This window comes from Streptomyces zagrosensis (assembly GCF_014203645.1).
GTDB lineage: Bacteria > Actinomycetota > Actinomycetes > Streptomycetales > Streptomycetaceae > Streptomyces > Streptomyces zagrosensis.
The window spans coordinates 31,415-52,217 of sequence record NZ_JACHJL010000027.1 but is presented as its reverse complement, the minus strand read 5'-3'; the positions used below and the strand labels follow the sequence as shown (position 1 = coordinate 52,217).

Here is a 20,803-nt window from a genome sequence, read left to right as displayed (position 1 = left end):
AGCCTTGGCCAGGGAGGTTCGTCGGAAAGTCGTGCGCGATGATGGCACCGTGAGTGAAATAACTTTGATGTCGGACCCGAAGGTCGCCGCCATACCTGTGGTGGATTGCGGTGAACGTCTCGTAGACGTCCGCCTCGGCGGCTCGCTGCTCGTCGATGTGCGCAGGCAGGACCCGTCAGGCGCGTTCGCGTACGTGCGGGAAGGCGTACTGGAACGGCTGCTCACGGCCCAGGCGATGCTTCCGCAGGGCCTGCGGCTGCTGTTCGTCGAGGGGTACCGGCCGCCGTCCCTCCAGCGCACCTACTTCGAGGAGTACGCCGGCCAGCTACGGGCCGGCCACCGCGAATGGCCCGAGGAGCAGGTGTTCGCGGCGGCGAGCCGGTATGTGTCGCCGCCCGATATCGCCCCGCACAGTGCCGGCGCGGCCGTTGACCTCACGCTGGCCGACAGTGGTGGGCGCGAGTTGGATTTGGGCACGCGGATGAACGCGAACCCCGAGGAGAGCGACGGCGCCTGTTACACCCATGCCGGCAACATCAGCGAGGAGGCTCGGGCCAACCGGGAGGTGCTGGGTACGGCGCTCACCTGCGCCGGCCTGGTCAACTACCCAACGGAGTGGTGGCATTGGTCATTCGGTGACCGCTACTGGGCTCTGCTCTCCAAGGAAGTTACTGCCCGCTATGGCTCGCAGGAGATGACTCCGCGCGGCTGACGCTGGCTCGTGCAGCGGTGATCGCCATCGTGGCGTAGTGCGTCGTGAAGCTGCCGCCCACCGCGTCGATAGCGGCCCCGACGCCCTCCAGTATCGACGCCAGCGTGTGAGGCGGGACGTGGGTGAGGGTTCCGTGGGTGGGCAGTTGTTCCAGCCACGCGTCCCGGGTGTAGGTGTGCTCCCAGTCGTACCGTCACTGCTGTGGGGTGCTGAATCCGCCCGCACCTTGGATCGCGTCGGCGGTCTTGGTGACCAGCGCCTGGTACGCGTCCATGACCTTGGCCTCCTGCGTCAGCGCAGGGAGATTGACCGGCGCATCGGGCATGACCCGGCGGTAGACCGCGGCGCAGGCTTCCGCAACGGTGACCGGCAGACGGAACACGTTCCACAACACGGCGAGTTGGCCGCCGGGGCGCAGTGCCAGTGCGACCTTGGCCGTACCCGCAGCCGGGTCTATCCAATGCCATGCCTGGCCGGCCACGACCGCATCGAACGTCCGGCCGGCCGGGCCCCATGCCTCGAAGGTCGCTACGTCGGCCTCGACGACACGGTGGCGCGCCAGGTCGGCCATGCGCGCGTCGGTGGCTCGACACCGAGCACCCTCCGTAAACAGCGCACACGGGCCACGGCCCATTCCCTTGGCTCTCACGAGATGGCCCGCACAGCACGTCGGCAACCGGCAACCAGCAGCTACGACAACAGCATGCGGCTGGCTGTACTGGTCTGCCCTGCGTCCGTCAGGCGCCCCCGGGCGCCGCGTGCGGGTTGCCAAGGCCCTCGCCGAGTGAGGCGATCGCCGCCGCACGATGCCCCGCGGCGAGCAGCGGGGCGCGGATGTCGCGGTCGAGATCGGGTAGATAGCCGATCAGCACGTCGGCCGGCCCGTCGATCTCCACCCGCCCCAGGGCTGCGGGCAGCAGAAATGTGCGAGCTCGATCGAGGGTGCCAGACCAGCCGTGCGGCGCGGTCAGCGTGGCCGCAGCTCCCGCGTTGCTGAGGATCACGGCGGTGTCGAGGTCAATGGCCAATTGCTCGGCGGAGCCCGCCTGGTGGCGTTCGAGCGCGAAGTAGGGGCCGGCACACAGCACGGTCCGTTGCGTATCGTCGTTCGATGGCAGGCTCAGGCCAGGGTGGAAGACAGGCCGGCATGCCGGCTTCCACTCCACCAGCAGTCTGTCGATGTTGGCCCGCCGCTGCGTCTCGTCCAGCGGCGAGCCATCTTCCATCCGCCACGTCATGGCGTGCTGTTGGATGTCGGAGGTCTGCTCGATCTCGTAGATGAGCGTGTCCGGGCCGAAGCTGTGCAGCGTTCCGCCGGGCACGTAGAGGGTTTGGCCCGCGCGTAGCGGCAGCCGGCGCATGACCGCATCGAAGTCCTGGTCGAGCAGGGCGCGGCGCAGGGCCTCGCGGTCGATGCCGGGGCGTACGCCAACCAACGCGGTGGCGCCGGGAGCAGCATCGAGGATGTGCCATGCCTCGGTCTTACCGTTGGTCTGCTGCTCGAACCGGCGAGCGTCCTCGTCATCGGCGTGCAGGTGCACCGGCAACGCCCCGGCGGCGTCGATGTATTTGGTCAGCATCGGAAACCGCGTCCCCGACCAGCCCCGGCCAACGAGTTCCGCCGGTGCCTCACGCACCAGTTCCCGCAACGGCCGCCCGCTCAGTGGGCCGTCCACCACGGCCGCTTCGTCGCCATCGACGTCGCTGACCTCCCAGGTCTCCGCGACGCGCCCGTCCGGCAGCCCTGAGCGGCCCCAGCGCTGCGCGATGGCCCGGCCGCCGAAGATGTGCTGCTTGATCGGGGTGGTCAGCCGTAGCGGGTACCACTGCACGACAGCCGTCCCCTCACTTCCTGGGCCGGGCCCTCGCAGGCCGGGCGAGTGGTGATACGGAGCCGGCGGCGTGGCTCGAACGAACGGGCGAAGCCGCCGCAGACTGCTCCATTCGGTGCCTTGAGATGCGACTACCCGCGATCTTTTTGGACAAACCGCCCATTTCATCGGCCGGCATCGGGCATAGACGCCTCATGGTCAAAAACCTGTGGGGCGCACAAGGCGCACGGGGCGTAGGTGACACGGGAGGTGGACACCACCGCAGGCCGCCGTGGTACCTCGCGGCGGCGGTGGTCTTCGCCGTGGCCATGGCGGGCACCACCGTGCCCACCCCGTTGTACGGGCTCTACCAGCAGGAAATCGGCTTCTCGGAACTGGTCGTCACGGTGGTCTTCGCCGCGTACGCGGTGGGAGTGATCGTCGCCCTGCTGGTCGCCGGGGACTTCTCCGACGTCCTGGGCCGACGCCCCGTGTTGCTGGCCGGCCTGGGGCTGTCCGCGGCGAGTGCGGTGTGCTTCGTGGTGGAGGGCGGACTACCCCTGCTGTTCGTGGGGCGGGTGTTGTCGGGCTTCTCCGCCGGGTTGTTCAGCGGGGCCGGTACGGCCGTGGTGCTGGAACTGGCCCCACAGGGGCGCAGGGCACGGGCGGGGCTCGCCGCCACGGCGGCGAACATGGGCGGCCTCGGTTGCGGCCCACTGCTGGCCGGGGCGTTGGCGCAGTACGCGCCATGGCCACTGCGGCTTCCCTTCCTCGTCCACCTGGCGCTGGTCATCGCGGCGTTCATCGTGTGCTGGGCCCTTCCGGAGACGGTGACCCCACCCACTTCGCGGCCACGGCTACGCCCTCAGGGGATGGGCGTGCCGCCCGAGGCACGAGCGGTGTTCGTACCGTCCGCGCTGGCCGCCTTCGCGGCGTTCGCCTTGATGGGGCTGTTCACCGCGGTGGCACCCAGCTTCGCCAGCCAAACATTGGGGGTGCGCAACCTCGCGGTCACCGGGGCTGTCGTCTTCACCGTCTTCGCCGCGTCCGTGGCAGGCCAAACACTGATGCCGCGCCTCGGCGTGCGGCGGGCGTTGCCCACGGGGTGCTTGACCCTCGTGGTGGGCCTGGTGTTGGTGGCGCTCTCGCTGCTGGCGCATTCGCTCCTGCTGCTGGTGGCAGGCGCGGTGGCGGGCGGGCTCGGCCAGGGGATGGCGTTTCGGGGCGCGTTGACGGCGGTGAGCGACGCAGCGCCACCTGAGCACCGGGGGCGGACCATTTCGGGATTCTTCGTGGTGGCCTACGGCGGAATCTCACTGCCCGTGGTGGGGGTGGGCGCGCTCACGCTGCCGCTGGGGCTGCGGAACGCGGGGCTGGTGTTCTCGCTGTGCGTGGTGGTGCTGGCCGCGTCCGTCGCCGGGTATCTGCTGCACCGACCGGTGCCGGAGTCCGAGTAGGACCGCATGGGCATGGGGCCAGGGGCTGGCATCCACCCCCGCAGCGACCCCTGGCGGGGCCGGGGTGGTGCCGAGCCCCGGGGCTGCGCCCGGGGCTCGGTGGCCGGTGGCCGGTGGCCGCTTCGTCAACGGCGGCACCTAGCCGTGAGCGGTGAGGCGATCGGCGCGTCGCGTACTGCTGGCGCTGTCCGGCCTATGTGCCGGTGGAGCCGCCGCTGCTGGTCGAAGTCTGCTCGGCACGCGCGGCAAACAAGCGAGCTCAGGCCGCCCGGGCAGGGCCGGGCTCGGTGGGCGCTACCGGAGCTACCGGAGCTACCGGAGCTACCGGAGCTACCGGAGCGTCCCCAAGGCGCTGCGACTGCGCCAGTACCGCATCCGCAGCGGCCAGGGCGTCACCGATGGAGCGGGCCCCCGTCGTGACACACAGGGTGTACGTCACGTCTGCCAGCTTGCGCTGCGAGGCCGGCGTGCTCCGGTGTGCGTGTTCGATGCGCACGGTCGCGTAACGGGCGAGCAGAGTTCTCACTTCGCGTGGGTCCGGCGTCAACACGGTTACACCTCTTTGATGAAAGGGCGGGTATGTGTTCTGTCGCTTACCCCACTGCGACCTACCGCAGGCATCCATCGGACATACGCACGGCACGAGACGTGGTGGCAGAACCCTGCTGACGCAGGTCCGTCATGTGAGTACGGCGCTGCTCACTTGGCGGGGTCATGCCCCCAGTTCATCAGTGAGTACCGCCACCGAGTGTCGGAGATATCGCCCTGGGGCCGCTGCGCCAGGTGCCGGTGCACGTATCCGACGACCTTGCGCAGGTGCGCGATGTCATCGTCGGTGAGGTCGGCTTCCTTGGTGCGCAGCAGATGCACGATGCGGCGTCCCGAGGCGTGGCCCACGCTCTCTTTCGAGCCATCGGACTGCCCAGCGCTGCGCGACTCGTCCGTCCCCAGCCACTTCTCCATCTCTCCCGCCGTCATGTTGACGGCCTCGCCGAACTGCTTCACCGCCTCCTTCCGCTGCGGGTCGGCCCCGCCGCTCACGCGTTCCCGTCCTTCGGGTGCAGGGACTCGGGCTTGTGGACCGCGTGGCGGCCGGACTTGTCGCTCTCGACCTCGTACTGCGGCTCGTCCTTGGACGCCGCGACCGTACGGCCGGCCGCCTTCGTCCGTTCCGTGATCTTCTTCCGTACCGTGCCGGAAACCTCCTGCCCGTGACTGCTCCAGGTGACCTCGTCGCCCTTGCGCAGTTTCTTGTTCTTCGCCATGGGAAGGTCCTCTCGCTCGTTGCGGCCAAGATGCCGCTCATCAGCACGACCGCGGCGTGTTCCGGTGCCAACTGGTCGGCGCCCCACGGTCGGCATGCCGGGGGGTGGACGGCGGCTTCGGCCGGGTGCTCACGGGGGCAGCTCGCTGAGGAGGTGGCCCTCGTCCCGCGTGTCGGGAGCACACCTTCCATGGTGCAGCCAAAGGCCGCGGGGGTCATGCGGAGCGCGGCCAGGCGCACGCCGCCGGCATAGGGCTGGCCGGCGGCGTGCGCCGCTCATGCGAAGGAGACAGCGGGCGATCCGGGTCGGCGTCGCTAGCGCGTGGCCGGATACGCGTAGCCGCGAAGTTCACCACCCATGGTGCCCACCACATAGACCTTGCCGCGGTCCGCGGCCACCGGGGTGGAGAACACGTAGTCCCGGGAGATCTGTCCGCGTACGCGCGAGGTCATGGTCGCGGTGTCCACGCTGTAGACGAGACCGCCGTGCCCGGTGACCACCGCATCGGTGCCGGTCAGGACGACGCCGGCGTTGGCGAGTTGCGGCACCGTGGAGGTTTGGCCGTGCACCGAGCCATCGGCCGGGTCCACCAGGCGTACGGTGCCGTTCTCCTCCGGATAGAGCAGGTACTCCCCCGACCACACCGGGGCGGTGTGCCGGTAGCTGCCCTTGATCTCCCAGGCGGTGCCCCCGGTCACCCGGTGCAAGGCCCGGGTCTGCAAAACGGTCGAGACCAGGACGAGGTCATCGGGCAGCATGACCTGGCTGTCCCAGGGGCCGTAGATCAGCCGGGAGTACGTGCCGCCGGTGGGCGTCTGGTCGGTCGTCCACACCGGTGCGCCGGTACGGGCGTCCAGCGCCCAGGCGTTGCCGTCGCCGTCGCCGAGATAGACGCGCTCGCCATCGCAGGCTGCCGCGCCGCAGGTGATCTGCGGCAGGGTGTGCCGCCACAGCACCGCGCCGCTGGCCGCATCGATGCAGGCGAACGTGCGCCTGGCGGCGGCCAGCACGACCGGCTTGCCCGCAACCTCGGCCACGGTGAGGTCCGACATCACCGGATCACCCAGGTCGGTCTTCCACGCCACCTTGCCCGTGGCGGCGCTCAGCCCGTACACGTGGTGGTCGCTGGACGGCGCGAACACCCGCCCGAGCTCACGGCTGAGCGCAAGATTCGTATGGACTGGCCCGATGGTGCGCGACCAAACGGTGGTGGCCCTGCTGCCCCGCGGACGCAGCCCGCGTATCGCGCCGGCCGAGGATGCCGCGACGACCAGGCCGTCGAACTCCACCAGACCGGCCTGGACGACGCCGCCCAGGTCCGCGGTCCACAGCGGCCGGAACCCGGCGACCTCGAACGGCACCAGTTCACGCCACACCGTCCCATCGGCTCCGACGACGCGTACGATCACCCGATGCTCGCCCGGCACTACGTTGGCCAGGGTCAGGCTGCCCTCCCATCGTGTGCCGCTCGCGGTCAGTTGCTGCCACGGGTCGTCGTAACTGCCGCCCACTTTCTTGTAGTTGTAGATCGCAGCGTCCACCCGCGCCGCGGGGGCGTGCCGGGACAGCCGCGCCCGTACCTGCACCTGGTTTCCGCTCACGGTCGCGCTCACCGCCAGTGGCCGCAGTGCGGTGTTGCCGTGCCGGCGCGGGGCGAGGTCGATCGTGGTGAGTTCGCGACGACTGCCGGTGCTACCCGGCTTCGCGGGGTCGGCGACGACGACCCGCTCCACCGTCAGGGTGTCCGCGTGGGCACTGCGACGCCGGGTCAGGGTGTAGAAGCCGGGTTCGTTCGCGTTGGCCGCCCCGACGATCTGGGTCAGCCCGTTGACCTCGCTGACGTGTTCGCGATGGGTGTGCCCACACAGGAAGCCGGCAACGCCCGCGTCGGACAGGACATCCAGGAAATCCTCGGCGTTGTTGACGAGGTAGTACGAGTCGCCGACCGGGTAATGTCCCACGACCAACTTCGGCTTGCTGCCGGCCCGGGCGAGATCACGGCGCAGCCATGCCAGGTCACTGCGGTCGTAGTGGGCGAGTTCCTGCTGGGCCATGGTCGGGTCGGTCATGACCACATGCAGCCCACCCACGTCGAACGAGTGGTTGCGGGCACCGTGGAACTGCTCATAGTTCTCGTACGCCGACGCGTCCCAGCGGCTCTCATGGTTGCCGGGCACATGGTGGACGCGCGAGCGCAGCGCGGCAGGCAGAAGGTCAACCCAGGTCTGGTGCTCACGGACACTGCCGTATTCGGTGAGGTCGCCCCCGTGCAAGATCGCGTCCGGGTCGAGCTCCACGAGCGCCTCGACAGCGGCGCGCGCCCTGGCCACCTTTGTCGGGTTCTGCGGATCGACGTGGACGTCGGTGAAGTAGGCCAGCACGGTCTGGGCCCTGGCCTGCGCTGGGTCGGATGCGGCGCCCGGGGCCGCACTCGCGAGGGGGCTGACGAGCGCGGGCCCGACCAACCCGGCGGAAGCGGCACTGAGGAATCTTCGTCGATTGACTGTCACCGCCGGGACGGTAACCGAACTCTGCGAACCCCACGGCAACGCTATGTGACACCCCGGCTCTGAGCGCCGCCGAGACGCCCATTCGTCGAGGGTGCGCGGCTTCACCCACGTACGGCGTCTGCCAAGAGTGGAGACACATAAGGCGGCAACTCAAAGGTGGGAGCTGCCCGGTACTCCTTCCCGCCCACCCGCACGGTGCACTTGTAGATCTCTGCGGCCCGCGCTTCCAGCAGGTTCATTTGACCAATGGCGTAGTCCACCTGGCCGGGGCACCCGTTGAAGCCGATATGCAGATTGTCCACCAACGCGGCGTACAGCGTGTTGAATTCATCGGCGCGCTCGTACGCTGGCGTGCCTAGCTCGTAGAGATACATTCTCGGGTCCGGCACGATCTGGGTGACCTCGCTGTCCGTGGGGATATCGAGGTGGCCGGTGGGGTTGCACTCCACGTCTCCTTCGACGAACTTCTTGTGATCGCTCAGGCCGAGGAAGGCGAAGTAATGGGAGATGTCGCCGTTCTCGTCCCACATCTTTCCATCGTCCCCCTCCCCCTCGTCGATGACGTCCGACAGCAGGGCGAGAGCGCTGTTCTCGTCCGACACGCCGATGTAGTCCTGGCCACCGAAGTAGAGGTACTGGTTGCCGAGCGACCCCTTGTTCGGGAATACATAGTCGTTGCCATACTGGGCGACCAGTGCGGTGATTCCCTTCTTGACCTCGGTGTAGAACGCCCCGATGGACGGGTAGGGGGCTAGCACAAAGGGCATCAGCGGCCCATTCTTGCCCAGCCGTACGTAGGTGACCCCCTCGGTGGGGGCGGCCCCGGCGGCCACATTCACTTCCGAGGTGTTCACGTCCCCGCGAATCCAGTCCTCGCACGGGTTCTCCGGCTGCTCGATGAAGACGCCCAGCTTCGCGTACGCTTCCCCGTAGTTGAGCAGCGGAATCTTCTTGAGCTGTTCAAAGCCGGCGGGCAACAGCCTCGGGTAGGTAGGGGCCGCTGCGCTGCGCACGTCGGCGAATCCGCCTACGGCGATCAGCACATTAGCGGCGATACTCAAGTGCCGCATCTCGCAGATGACGATCTGTTGCAGGATGTTGGCGAGTCCCTGGTATTTCCCCTTGCGGTCCGGAATGGTCCACAGGCCACTGAGGTAGGCGGGAATCGTGGTGTATTCCAGGGTCATGGCGGCCTGGAGAGCACTTCGCAGCTCCGCCATCGTTTTGATCTCCGGTACGCCAGCGGCGTCGCGCTCTTCGATGTCTTGCCTCACGAGGCTCTGGGTCATGGCTCTTTGGCTCCTTAGCTTGGGCTGGGCACGGTGGCAGGAGGCCGGCCGAGGGATTCACTGATCCGGGACAGCAGGTCGGAGGAGGGCAGCAACGCGGAGAACACGAAGTTTTGGGCGATGATCTCGTCGGGGTGGAACAGTTCCGAGGCGGTGTTGCGCCCGATCGTGTTCAGGTACTGCTCCTCCAGGTAGTCCCGCCATTCGTCGCCCGGTGGGGCGGCTCGGTAGGTGACGGGGCGCCCCTCCCCGTCCAGAACCGGCTTCCACTCGCCGCCTTCTTCCGTGACCTCCAAAAAGAGCCACTCCAGGTAGGCGAAGAACACCCCTCCGTCATACGGGCCGTTCGCCATCAGGATCGGCACCACGTCGCGGGTGGGCCAGGGCGGTGGTTCCATGTTCGGGAAGGAGAAAGTGAACAGGGCGTCGAGGAGGGGCGCATCCGGATTGGTGATCTTCAGGTCCGGCATCCTGGCGGAAGAGGTGTTCTTCGGCCAGGGCACATCAGGCAGAGCGACCGGTCGGTCGAGTTGCCGGTAGCCGATCAGCTCGTACAGCGCTTTCCGCTGCTTGGCGTTGTTCTTGCTCACCAGGTGGAACAGCTCGTGAATCAGGATGTCGCGCAGGCTGGCGGTGTTGTTCCTGGGAAACAGCGGATCGCTGTCACTGGAGACGGCGAAGATGGTGTCCACCTTGCCGGCCGGCAGCACGATCGTGTCCAGGTGCCGGGTGTACGCGGCCCGGCCCTCCTCCTGCCCGGTCGTCTTCACCAGGTGGATCACCGGCGGCAACGTGAACGACCAGCGCCCGGAGATCCTGCCGTCGATCTCCTTGACGATGCCCTGGAGCGCGTCCGTCTCCGCCTTGGTCCAGGCCATGATCTGGGAGGCCACATAGTCCAGGTAGATTTCCGTGGTGACGGTCACGGATGAGCTGCGCAGGCCAACACGGGACTGGCGGTCGAAACCGCTCAGTGCGTTGACGAACGCGTCGTGTGCGCGCAGCAGTTGCCGGCCATCGGCAACGGACGCGGCGACGATCTGCGACCCCATGATGGTCCCCAGCGGGGTGCCGCCTGGTCGGGTCACAGGGACTGTCCCGGCAGCTTCTTCCAGCCGTTTTCCACCAGCCACTGGTAGAGCTTCATCACCTGATACTTGCCTTCCGACAGTTCGCGGGAGGACGGCATGTAGAGCGTGCTGTTGTCCGTGCTGCGCAGTTCCGGGTCCGCGAGTTCCACGATCTGCGCGATGTTCTTGTCCACGCTGGTCTTGTCGCCGAGGTCGAGGCCGGCGACGTAGCGCATGACGGGATAGACCACGTCGTAGACGTACAGCACACGGTCGTACAGGAACTTCCACGCGACGTGTTCGCGAGCCGAGTCGGTCGTACATGCGTTGACCGCGGTACGGAACTCGGTAGGTACGGGCTTGTCGCGGGGCAGCACGCGTACGCAGCAAAAGGAAGCGGACGCGGTGGACAGGCCGCCTTCGGTGCTGGGCACCGGGCCGATCTCCTCCGGCAGGTCCTCGACCTTCGTCTCCCCGGGGAAGAAGACGAGGATGGGGCAGCCGGGCTGTTCGTCGTCGATGCGGTTGATCTGGAAGGACCCGGTGCCGTCCGTGAGGGTGACTTCCATGCTCGTCGCGTCGCCTCCCTCGAAGGTGACGGCCGGCGGGTAGTCGGACAGGGCGCGGCCGAGGGTCACCAGGTGCCAACCGCCCGTGCTCTCGCCGGGCGGATACGGGTCGGGCATGTACTGCGCGACCCGTACCGTGGTCGGCTCGGTGGGCTTGGCGCCCTTGGTCCTGGCGTGGAGGGTGATCGTGACGTTGTCCCCGTCCAGGTAGGTGCTGCGCTGGTCGGTTTCGACGACGGTGGCCCGCTCCGTCAGGACGTCACCGCTGTCGCCCACCGGCATCGCCGCGGCCTTGAGGCTGAGATCCGCGTCGTTGAACATTTTGTCGGTAACGGCATCGGGGATCAGTAGCTCGACGATGCCGCTGGTTCGCTCGTAGGCCGCCTTGGCGTATTGGCCATAGGGAATGGCGGGTAGCTTGTCTCCGCCGGTGGACAGGACCAGTTCGAGGGCGCCGTGTTCCGCGTCATTCTGCCGCTTTTTGCTCAGTTGCGCCTTCAGCGCGTCGCCGTCCGTTTCCGGAATGGTGCTGCCCAGGTCGATGACGGCGTAACGCTTGCCATCGGCCGCCTTGTGGCACTCGACCATCGCCGACCCGAGCCAGCCGGACACTGGGTCCTCATGCTTACTGGGCGGCGGGGCCCAGCCGAAAAACTTCTTCTTCGGGTACAACACTCTGCCGCAGGGCCCCGAGGTCACGTCCTCACCCTGGTGCCAGAGGCCGACCGTGCCGACCACCTTGGAGACGGTCGGGTTCTGGCTGGGGACCCTGCCCGCTTCCAGTTCGTCGTTCCACAGTCGGACCAGCCGCGAGTACTGGGCGGTGAATCGGTTGCCCAGGTCCGGGATCTTGTTGCAGTCCTCGAAGCCATCGAGGTTGAAATAGTGGGTCAGGTACACCACGCAGCGCACCATCAGCCCCCGCACGGTGCTGTCGTTGTCTACCTTGTCCTTGAGCGCCTGGAGCGCTACGGACGAGCCCTGGGTGATGCGGAGTTCCTCCTTGGGCAGACATGCCTGGAGCATGGCTGCGCCGACCCCGGCGAGTTGGCGCATGCCATCGGTATTGAGGTTGCGCTGGAGATTCAGCCACCGCGAGGTCATATAGGTGCCCGGTTGCACCTCGCCTGTCACAAAGCATTCGGGCGCTGTCACGGTGCCGATCTGGATTTTCTTCAGATAGAAGTTCGTGCACCAAAACGCGTCCGGGTTGTTGTCGATCGCGCGGGCGGGGGTGTGGAAGGTGTTACCTGGAAAGGGATCGCCGACGACGTCGATCACGGCCTTCTGCTTGACCAGCTCGTCGTCGGTGACGGGCCCCGTGCCGTGGGCCAACTGAGTGCCGGTGACCCGCGTCTCCAGGTCTCTGTGGTGTAGTGCCCAGCCCATGTCGCCGTAGTAGTTCCACTCGCCGGCGCACTGCTGCCACTTGCGCCCGCGCTCGTCCACGTAGTCGCGTAGCTGGCGCGCCCATACGGGGAAGGTGTCCCGGACGTTCTCCGGGGTGATCCCACTCTGCTGCTCGTTGAGGTAGTCCCAGTTCAGTTCCGCGTGCGGGAAGTCGTAGACGGGCCACTGGTCGTTGTTGTTGCCCGTCGCCGGGTTGTTGGACATGACGCCGTTGAAGTAGAGACGTGGTACGGCGAGGACGCTCACAGTTTTCTCCGGGGTGATCTCGGTGTGCGGCAGATGGGGCCTTATGTCGCCGTATCAGTGCGGGATGTTGAGGGCGGCACGTTCGAGCCGCAGCGTGGCGACGGTCTCGCCGGTGCCACGCAGGGCCAGCTTCAAGGGGATGCTGTCGCTGTCGCCGAGCAGGTCGAGGATCTCGTCGAGTTGCTTTCGGGTGATGTCGAGCACGGGCGTGCGCGCGGTTTCCGCGGCAGCCTGGGCTGCGGCCTCGGCGGTGCCGGGCTGGTGGTCCTGGATGATGGCGGTCAGGTTTCCGACCATGGCTTCTCCCGGTGCTCTTGGCACCCACCGCGGCGGCGTGCGGGTGGCTGTATGCGGACGGGACCGGTCATCCGGCCCGTGCTGCGGCTAGTTGTCCACGGCCGGTGCGCCGTGTGTCTGCGAGCCTTCTCCCCTGCGGAACACCGAGTTGCCTCGGCCTCGGCTCGCGATCACCCGTTCGGCGAGGTCGTTTCATGCGCTTGCGGGCGAGTGGTGCATCGCGCGAAGCCGGCCCGCGGCTCGGTGGCGTCCATGAGGGCCAGCAAGATGGCTGGCAGGTCGGTGGCGGCGTACCGGTCGCGGGCCGCGGGCGTGGTGATGGGCTCGGAGCACAGCAGTACGGGAGCGTCGTCAGCGGTGTCCGGGAGGCGGCCGTGGCTACCGCGTACACAGCCGGGGTCCAGCGGCACCACCGACAGGGTGGAGCGCAGCCCCAGCTTGCGGCGGGCCAGGGCGCCGGCGGCACGGAGCCGGACCAGCGGGTCGCCGGGGTCGAGGAAGAGTTCCGCCGGGTCGTAGCCGGGCTTGCGGTGGATGTCCACGCAGCGGGCGAAGTCGGGGGCTCGCGCGTCGTCAAGCCAGTAGTAGTAGGTGAACCAGGAGGTCGGCTCGGCGACGGCGATGAGTTCGCCGGCCCGCTCGTGGTCGATGCCGTGGGCGGCCTTGTCGTGCGGGCCGAGGACGTGTTCCACGCCAGTCAGTGCGGTGACCACCTCCCGCACCCGGGCGACGTCGTGTGGATCAGCCACGTAGATGTGGGCGACCTGGTGATCGGCGACGGCGAAGGCCCGAGAGGTCCAGGGGTCGAGGTACTCCATGCCTGCTTGCGCGTACACGCTCAGTAGGCCCGCCTCGCGTAGCGCGCGGTTGATATGGACGGGGTGGTCTACGGGGGTGATGCCGTACTCGGACAGCACCACCACGGTGCGCCCGCGCTCGCGGGCGAGGGCGAGCAAGGGGGCGATCGTGGCGTCGAGTTCGGTGGCCGCGGCGACGGCCTGCGGGCCGAGAGGGCCGTGGCGTTGTAGTGCGTAGTCCAGGTGTGGCAGATAGGCCAGGGTCAGGTCCGGGTCGGCGGTGCGCAGGATGTGTGCGGTGGCGTCGGTGATCCACCGGGTGGACGTCAAGCCCGCGCGCGGCCCCCAGTAGTCGAACAGCGGGAAGGGCCCAAGACGTCGGGTGAGTTCGTCGTGCAGGGCCGGCGGGGTGGTGTAGCAGTCCGGCGACTTGCGGCCATCTGCGTGGTAGACGGGGCGCGGGGTGACGGTGATGTCGGTGCCGGCGCCCATGGCGTACCACCAGCACACATTGGCCACGCGGTAATCCGGGTGGCGTCGTCGTGCGGTCTCCCACACCTTCTCGCCCTGGATCAGCCGGCTGTGTTGGCGCCACAGCAGTACCTCGCCGAGCTCGCGGAAGTACCAGCCGTTGCCCACGATGCCGTGCTGGCTCGGGGCCAGGCCGGTGACCAGACTGGCCTGAACTGAGCAGGTCAGGGCGGGGAAGACCGGGTCAAGGCGGGCGGCCGGGGCCGCACCGTGGCCGGTGTCGCAGGCCAGCGCGCGGAGCGCCGGCATATGGCGCAGGGCGCGGGGGGTGAGACCGGCGACGTTGAGGACGAGCAGGGGTTGGGGGCGCGGTGCGGCCGTCACCGGTGACGCCTGGTGCCGGCGGGGCTCGTGGGGTGGGGTGTCATGCGAGGGTCTCCTTCAGCCCGGCGTCGATCAGATGGTCGCGGGCCCAGGCGAGTTCGGCCGCAATGCCCGTGACGAGGGTGGTGGTGTCGGGTGGCCGGTGCCCGCCGGGAAGCACCGACCAGCAGTACGTCTCGACCTCCAGGTGGTCGGTGCGGGGGTGCGGCCCTGCGAGCAGCGTGCGGATGGTGTCGTCCAGGACCGGGCGTGTGGAGGTCAGGGGCGGCTCGGGCGGAGCGTGCAAGGGGACGTGGAAGTGCACCCGCCACGGCTGGCGGGGCTGCGCGTCGGTGCCTACGGGGGTGCGTAGCGCCTGATCGAGGTCGTCCCACTGCCGGGGAGGGCCGTCGGTGCCGGCGCGGGTTTGATGGAGGTATCGAGGTTCGGCGAAGCGGGTCAAGGCCCGGCGTACGGCGGGGTCGTTTGGGGCGTCGGCCTGTAGGGCGCACGACAGTTGTGCCTTGACCACCGGCAGACCGGCGGCGGCCAGGTGCCGGGCCGCTTCGCCGGGGTCCTCGAAGTCGGTGGCCAGATGGCAGGCGTCAAGGCACACGCCGATGTGGGTCGCATCGACATCGTTGAGCCGTGCGCAGGCGTCGCGTACGGTGCCGACCTCACACCCGGGCTCCGGTTCGAGGCCGACGCGGACCGTGCGGCCGGTGCGGTGGCGCAGGTCGGCCAGGCCTGCGGCGAGCGTGTCGAGCGCCCGTAGCGCCCGATCGTGGCGGGCCGGGGTCCAACTGGTGCGCCAGCCGAGGGGCAGCGTGGAGATGCTGCCGCGCGCGGCGTCGTCGGGTAGCAGCGCGGCCAGGATGTGCGCCAGGTCGAGGGTGTAGGCCAGCCGCGCCGGGTGGCTCCAATCCGGGATGTACACGGCCCGTTTGACCACCTGCTGATGGAACCCGCCGTACGGGAAGCCATTGAGCGTAACGACTTCGAGTCCGTGCGCGGACAGGGCATCGCGCAGCCGGTCAAGCGCCGCTGCGTCGTGCGTCAACTCGCCGACCACCTGGTACGGCAGCCACAGGCCCACGCCGAGGACGGGGGCACCGAGGCGCTCGCGGACGGGCGCGGCGTAGGTGGCGAGTTGGCGCAGGATGCCGTCGAGGTCTTCCGCGGGGTGCACATTGGTGCAGTACGCGAGGTGCACGGTGGTCCCGTCCGGGTGGCGTAGGCGCATCGCGGCCGGTCTCCTTCCTACCCGGGGTCCGGTGCCGCCCGGGGTCGCGGGTGGGGGCTATTCGCCGCCGCGCAGCACGGAGTTGCCGAGATAGGCGCTCTCCTGGGGCGAGTTGGCTGTCTCTTCGGGGAGGTCGAGCCGGCCGCTTTGGCCGTAGAAGGCCACCGGGTTGCGCCACAGGACCTGGTCCACCTGGTCGGTGGTGAACCCGGCGGCGAGCATCGCGTCGGCCGTGCGGCGGGTCGCCAACGGGTCGCTGCGCCCCCAGTCGGCGGCGGAGTTGACCAGCATGCGGTCGGTTCCGTACCGCTTGAGGACGTGCACCATCCGGTGCGGGTCCATCTTGGTGTCCGGATAGATGGAGAACCCCATCCAGCAGCCGGTGTCGGCGACCTCGGCCACGGTCAGCTCGGTGAGGTGGTCGATGAGCACCGTCTCGGGTGCGATCCCCGCCTCGCGCAGCACCGCGAGGGTGCGGCGGGTGCCGATGGCCTTGTCACGGTGCGGGGTGTGGACCAGTGCGGGCAGTGCGTGCTCCATCGCCATGGCCACCTGGGTGGCCAGCGCCGCATCTTCTTGCGGGGTGATCGCGTCGTAGCCGATCTCGCCGACCGCGACGACGGCGTCCTTCTCCAGGTAGCGCGGCAACACGTCGAGGACCTCGGCGCACCTGGGGTCGTTCGCCTCCTTGGGGTTGAGGGCCAGCGCGCAGTGGTGCTGAATGCCGAACTGGGCCGCGCGGAAGGGCTCCCAGCCCAGGAGCGAGTCGAAGTAGTCGGCGAAGCTGGTGGGCCCGGTCCGCGGCTGGCCCAGCCAAAACGCCGGTTCCACGACGGCCCGCACGCCGGCGGCGCGCATGGCCTCATAGTCGGCGGTCGTCCGTGAGGTCATGTGGATGTGGGGGTCGAACAGGCGCATCAGCACTCCGGGACGAGTGGTGGGGGATGGCAGGTGACGGGTGTGGGGTCGGCGAGCCACAGCGCGTCGGCGCGCACCGTACGGCCGGCGCTGCGGCGCTCACGGACGTACGCGGCGGCCATGCGGCTCAGTTCGGCGTCGGCGCGGCGGGTCAGGTCGGCCACGGCGCGCAGCGGGATGCCGCTGTGCAGGCAGGTGAGCACGCCGTGCCGCCAGCGGGGGGTGGGCAGGTGCCGGGCCGCGTAAGGGCCGAGAGCTGCGGCCACGAGGCGCGGGTCGTGCGTGCGCAGCGCGTCGGTCACCAGGGCCAGGCCCTGCTCGTTCAGGTCGTTCAATACGTTCGGGTCGTTCGGGTTGTTCGGGTTGTTCGGGGCGTTCGGGTGTTCCGGGTGGGCTGGCGCGGGTGGGCCGAGGGAGCCGAGGGCACGCAGGACGCCGCGCCGTTCCGCGGCGTCCCCGCCCGCGTAGAGCTCGGCTACCCAGTGCGCCCAGGCGGTGGCCGGCGCCGGCGCGGCGGCCAGGAGCAGGGTGCGCACCGCGTCATCGACGGTCCACACCAGACAGACAGCGGGCACGGCACCAGGCACAGCCGCCGGCATGTCATCGGGCACGGCAGCGAGTACGGCAGCGGGCGCGGTGTCTGGCGGGGATGCGACATCTGGAGCGGACGCGGCCCGGCGGGTGTCGGGGCCGGCCGCTTGCGCGGGCGCTACATCAGTGAGGAGCGTACGGCCGCAGCGGCGACCCACCTCGGCGAACCGTCGCCGCAGCATCGCCCGCGGGTCGTCGGCCACCTCGGCCAGGGCGTCCGCGAGCCATCGCGCCGCTTGCGGGGTGAGCCGGTGGCGAAGGATGGAGCGCAGCAGGGGCAGGCTGACGTCGGCGGCATTGGTGACGGCACCATGGGTACCGGCGGCGTCGGTGAAGGCAGCATCGGTGAAGGCAGCGTCGGTGGTGCTGGTCAGGGGGGCGATGGCGGCTGCGGCGAGGTTCATGCAGGGCTCCCGGTGTGCGGGGCCGTCGCGGCGGCCCGCAGGAACGCGAGGGACGCCGCGGCGGTATGCGGCGCGGCGTGGCTGTGCCGTGGCAGTTCGACGCTGACGAGCCCGCGGTAACCGGTGCTCCGCAGAGCCACAAGCACCGGCGGGAACTCGATCTCGCCGGCCCCGAACTCCAGGTGTTCGTGCACGCCTCGGCGCATGTCCTCGATCTGCACGTTGACCAGTCGCGGCCCCGCACGCAGGACGCAGTCCCGCACGGTCGCCTTCTCCAGGCACCGGCAGTGGCCCACATCCAGCGTCAACCCGAAGCACGGGGGGTGGCCAAGTAGCCCGGACAGTCGGTCGTAGCCGTCCAGAGTGTCCACGAGCATGCCCGGTTCGGGTTCAAAGCCCAGCGTCACGCCATAGCGGTCGGCCTCCTCGACCACTGTGGCGCAGCCGCTCACCAACCGGTCCCAGGCCACCGGCCACGCGAGTGCGGCGGGCCGGATGCCGCTCCACAGGGAAACCGCCTGCGAGCCCAAGTCGGCCGCGACCCGCACGGCCAGCGTCAGATATTCGATCCGATGCTGCCGGGCGTCGTCAAGCAGGGTGGGGGCGTGCTTACGGTGCGGGTCGAGCAAATAGCGGGCGCCGGTCTCCACCACCGTGTCCAGTCCAAGGCCCGCCAGTTGGCGGGCCAGTGCGGCGGTACGGCGGGCGAGTTGGGGGGCGAACGGGTCGAGGTGGCAATGGTCGAGCGTCAGGGCCACGCCGTCGTAGCCGATGTCGGCCAGGACCATCAGGGCGTCGGTCAGCCGGTGGCCGGCAAAGCCATTGGTGCCGTATCCAAAGCGCAGCCGCACCGGCCGTCGCACGGCCTCGGAAGCCCCGGGCACGGTCCCCGCTGCCATCGCGACACCGTCCGTACCTGCCATCGCGACACCGTCCGCACCTGCCACCGCGACACCGTCCGCACCCGCCACCGCGACACTGTCCGCCCTTACGGCTGTCGCACCGCTCGTGTCCGGCTCCGCCGACCCGGGGTTCGCGCCTGCTGTGGCGACCGGCTGGGGGCCGCCCGTCTCCCGCGCGGTGTACGTCATGTCGGCGACACCTGCCGGGACAGGGCCCACACCAGTGGCACCGCGGCCAGCAGCGCCGCCGCTGCGGGCGCCCGGCCGGCCCGGGCCGAACACGCGGCTTGCAGCGGAAGGGTGCCCAGGATGCCGGCCGTGACGGCGCGGCGCACACTGCGTGGGTCCCGCCGGACCACGATGGCCTGCGCTCCGGCGAACCCAGCCGCGTACACGGCCAGCGCGGCCAGCCCCAGCGTCCGATGCCCGTCGCCGCCCGGCCCTGCCCCGCTCGGTCGGCCGGCCAGGGCCGCCACGGCGCCGGTGCACACCACGGTGGCCAGCGGCGGGCTCGCCATGCCGTGCACCTCGTGCCGGCTGAGGGCACAGACGACAAGGGTGTGGGCGCCAAGGAGAGCGGCGGCGGGCGCAGCGGTACGCAGCCGCCCGTAGCCCGCGCCCAGCAGGACGTCCAGGGCCCGGGCGGCGGCCATGGTGAGTGGCCCGGCCAGCGGGTGGGACTTGGTGGCCAGGTCGTAGACCCACACCGTGCCGGCGAGCGGTGCGGCGACCGCTACGGCCCGGGCGCCGCCGCCGGCTTGGGCCAATGCCAGTCCGGTCGCCGTCAGTGTGGTGGCCAACGCCAGGGCGAAGGCGGGTTTGATCCGACCGGACGGAATGGGGCGCTCTGGGCGCTCGGCGGCATCCGCCTCGCGGTCCGCGTAATCGTTGAGCGCCATGCCGGCCCAGTACAGGCAGGCCGAGGACAAGCACAGCAGCGGTGTTTTGCTGGTACAGGCCCGACCGGCAGCAGCGGCGCCGGCCAGGGTGTCGCCGGGAGTGGTGAGCGCGGCCGGGGCGCGAACCAGTTGGGCGACCGCCCCGGCGGTCGGCAGCCAGCAGGGGCGCGCACTCGTCGGCTGCTTCGCCACGGCGCTCACCGCGCGTGCAGCGCCGTGGCGAAGGCCCGCAGGTCCCGGTACTGGTCGGCGAGGTCGGCCGGCGGCCGGTCCACGGGGTCCTTGAAGAAGAAGGCGAGCGGCGCCAGCGGTCCGGCCAGGCCCGCGGCGTGTGCGGCGGCCGTCAGCCGGGCGAGGTCGAGGACCAGGGGCGCGGCCAGCGCGCAGTCACAGCCCTGCCATGTGAACTGCATGCTCATCCGTACGCCGAGGAAGCCGTCAAACGCCACGTGGTCCCATGCGGTCTTCCACGTACCCAGGGCGGGGACGCAGTCGATCCGCACGGTGCCCTCGATGTCGTCGCCCACCATTTGCTGAAGGGTGCGACGCTTGGACAACGTCTTGCTGGCCGCCGGTCCCGGTGCCGCCAGCGTCGCGCCGTCGCCGCCGCCCAGCAAGTTCGTACCCGACCAGGCGCGCACCCGTAGATTGCGGGCGGCGAACATCGGCGCCAGGGCCGTCTGTAGCAGTGTCTCGCCCGTCTTGGCGTCGCTGCCCGCAAGGGGCAGTTCGCGCCGGCGGGCCAGCGCGGTGAGCGCGGGCAGCCGGGCACCGGGCGAGGGTGTGAAGTCGATGTAAGGACATCCGGCCATGAGGGCGGCGTACGCGTACAGGGAGCTGGGTGGCAGCAGGTCGGTCACCGATGGCAGGGCGCGTTCCAGGGCCTCAAGGTCGTTGTGCTCGGCCCGGGGAGGCACGGGCGGCTCGGTGGAAGCGACGTGGACCACCACGACCCTCGCCAGGCCGAGCCGGCGCCGGAAGTCGTCGATGTCGGCCGCCAGTGCGCCCGCCACTTCGGCCTGGGAGGTGCCCGCGGTGAACCGGGGGCCGCCCATGGGGCCGGCGTAGCCCTCGCGGATCTCCTGTTCGGCGGCGGTCAGGTCCTTTTCGCACGGCTCCAGCAGTTGGGCCGGCAGTGCCCGGTCGCGCACCAGTGCTTGCGCACGCTCGATCAGCGCGGGGCCAGGCAGGTCGTGTCCGCCGAACACCAGGGTGTTCAGCGGCGGCAGGTGCTCGTCCGGAAACTCTGCGCGTGCGGTGACGCACCCCGTCGGCTCGGCCAGCCCCGCGCACATCGCCGACGCGCCGACCACCGCCGTGGTGGCCACCGCGCCCCGCGCGCCGATCAGCCATACGCCGACTCGGCTACCCGTCTGAGTCACGCCACTCTCCTTCGCTGCATGCGATGCCGATCGCCGCCTGGGAGCCACCGTCGCCCGACGCCGGAGGCGGCCCCTCGGGACCCGGGTCGTGACGGAGCGTCCACTCCCACCGTGGGTAGCCGATGACAGCACCGTACGAAGCTGCTGGCGGCAGCGGTCGCAGCACGCCCGCGATGATCACACTTTCGGATGAGATG

19 protein-coding genes are annotated in these 20,803 nt (G+C 69.6%); 2 read left to right on the top strand and 17 right to left on the bottom strand.

Features of this window, described 5'->3' with window-relative positions; translation table 11 throughout:
* Positions 1–49 precede the first annotated feature (49 nt).
* On the top strand, positions 50–712 hold the full coding sequence (locus tag FHS42_RS32720) for a M15 family metallopeptidase (RefSeq protein WP_184579348.1): 663 nt from the start codon (positions 50–52) through the stop codon (positions 710–712).
* A gap of 193 nt (positions 713–905) precedes the next feature.
* Here FHS42_RS32720 and FHS42_RS32715 read toward each other — a convergent pair whose 3' ends face one another.
* Positions 906–1,346: a class I SAM-dependent methyltransferase gene (locus FHS42_RS32715; RefSeq protein ID WP_246495757.1), complete on the bottom strand. Its 441-nt coding sequence runs from the start codon at positions 1,344–1,346 to the stop codon at positions 906–908.
* Positions 1,347–1,449: 103 nt separating this feature from the next.
* Entirely contained in the window at positions 1,450–2,544 is a 1,095-nt protein-coding gene (locus FHS42_RS32710) for a class I mannose-6-phosphate isomerase (protein WP_184579344.1), read from the bottom strand.
* 194 nt (positions 2,545–2,738) lie between these two features.
* Here FHS42_RS32710 and FHS42_RS32705 point away from each other — a divergent pair, with 194 nt between their 5' ends.
* Complete coding sequence (locus FHS42_RS32705) at positions 2,739–3,980, top strand: MFS transporter (RefSeq protein WP_184579342.1); 1,242 nt, start codon at positions 2,739–2,741, stop codon at positions 3,978–3,980.
* 259 nt (positions 3,981–4,239) lie between these two features.
* Here the strand turns inward: FHS42_RS32705 and FHS42_RS32700 are convergent, their stop codons facing one another.
* From FHS42_RS32700 to FHS42_RS32630, 15 genes are all read right to left on the bottom strand, one after another.
* Positions 4,240–4,530 (bottom strand): DUF5133 domain-containing protein, encoded by a 291-nt coding sequence (locus FHS42_RS32700; protein WP_184579340.1) that lies wholly within the window; start codon positions 4,528–4,530, stop codon positions 4,240–4,242.
* 149 nt (positions 4,531–4,679) lie between these two features.
* Positions 4,680–5,021: a DUF3140 domain-containing protein gene (locus FHS42_RS32695; protein ID WP_184579338.1), complete on the bottom strand. Its 342-nt coding sequence runs from the start codon at positions 5,019–5,021 to the stop codon at positions 4,680–4,682.
* The gene (locus tag FHS42_RS32690; protein ID WP_184579336.1) at positions 5,018–5,245 is read right to left on the bottom strand and encodes a hypervirulence associated TUDOR domain-containing protein; all 228 of its coding nucleotides are present in this window, start codon (positions 5,243–5,245) and stop codon (positions 5,018–5,020) included. The genes FHS42_RS32695 and FHS42_RS32690 overlap by 4 nt, the downstream gene beginning before the upstream one ends.
* Before the next feature lie 314 nt (positions 5,246–5,559).
* Entirely contained in the window at positions 5,560–7,755 is a 2,196-nt protein-coding gene (locus tag FHS42_RS32685; protein ID WP_184579334.1) for an outer membrane protein assembly factor BamB family protein, read from the bottom strand.
* A gap of 101 nt (positions 7,756–7,856) precedes the next feature.
* On the bottom strand, positions 7,857–9,044 hold the full coding sequence (locus FHS42_RS32680) for a ferritin-like domain-containing protein (RefSeq protein WP_184579332.1): 1,188 nt from the start codon (positions 9,042–9,044) through the stop codon (positions 7,857–7,859).
* 14 nt (positions 9,045–9,058) lie between these two features.
* Complete coding sequence (locus tag FHS42_RS32675; protein WP_184579330.1) at positions 9,059–10,096, bottom strand: hypothetical protein; 1,038 nt, start codon at positions 10,094–10,096, stop codon at positions 9,059–9,061.
* A 32-nt stretch (positions 10,097–10,128) separates the two neighbouring features.
* Complete coding sequence (locus tag FHS42_RS32670; protein ID WP_184579328.1) at positions 10,129–12,339, bottom strand: hypothetical protein; 2,211 nt, start codon at positions 12,337–12,339, stop codon at positions 10,129–10,131.
* Positions 12,340–12,393: 54 nt separating this feature from the next.
* Positions 12,394–12,636, bottom strand: coding sequence for a hypothetical protein (locus tag FHS42_RS32665; protein ID WP_184579325.1), 243 nt, complete (start codon positions 12,634–12,636; stop codon positions 12,394–12,396).
* A 170-nt stretch (positions 12,637–12,806) separates the two neighbouring features.
* Positions 12,807–14,288 (bottom strand): alkaline phosphatase family protein, encoded by a 1,482-nt coding sequence (locus FHS42_RS32660; RefSeq protein ID WP_184579323.1) that lies wholly within the window; start codon positions 14,286–14,288, stop codon positions 12,807–12,809.
* Between the two features lie 40 nt (positions 14,289–14,328).
* Complete coding sequence (eboE, locus tag FHS42_RS32655; RefSeq protein WP_184579321.1) at positions 14,329–15,510, bottom strand: metabolite traffic protein EboE; 1,182 nt, start codon at positions 15,508–15,510, stop codon at positions 14,329–14,331.
* A 57-nt stretch (positions 15,511–15,567) separates the two neighbouring features.
* Positions 15,568–16,428 (bottom strand): TatD family hydrolase, encoded by an 861-nt coding sequence (locus FHS42_RS32650; RefSeq protein ID WP_184579319.1) that lies wholly within the window; start codon positions 16,426–16,428, stop codon positions 15,568–15,570.
* On the bottom strand, positions 16,428–17,423 hold the full coding sequence (locus FHS42_RS32645) for an EboA domain-containing protein (protein ID WP_184579317.1): 996 nt from the start codon (positions 17,421–17,423) through the stop codon (positions 16,428–16,430). The genes FHS42_RS32650 and FHS42_RS32645 overlap by 1 nt, the downstream gene beginning before the upstream one ends.
* A complete protein-coding gene (locus tag FHS42_RS32640) occupies positions 17,420–18,514 on the bottom strand; it encodes a sugar phosphate isomerase/epimerase family protein (RefSeq protein WP_376772772.1) in 1,095 nt (364 codons plus the stop codon). Before FHS42_RS32640 ends, FHS42_RS32645 begins: the two co-directional genes overlap by 4 nt.
* On the bottom strand, positions 18,511–19,416 hold the full coding sequence (locus FHS42_RS32635) for an SCO3242 family prenyltransferase (RefSeq protein WP_312867141.1): 906 nt from the start codon (positions 19,414–19,416) through the stop codon (positions 18,511–18,513). Before FHS42_RS32635 ends, FHS42_RS32640 begins: the two co-directional genes overlap by 4 nt.
* A 5-nt stretch (positions 19,417–19,421) precedes the next feature.
* A complete protein-coding gene (locus FHS42_RS32630) occupies positions 19,422–20,606 on the bottom strand; it encodes an inositol-3-phosphate synthase (RefSeq protein ID WP_312867140.1) in 1,185 nt (394 codons plus the stop codon).
* Between the last annotated feature and the right edge of the window lie 197 nt (positions 20,607–20,803).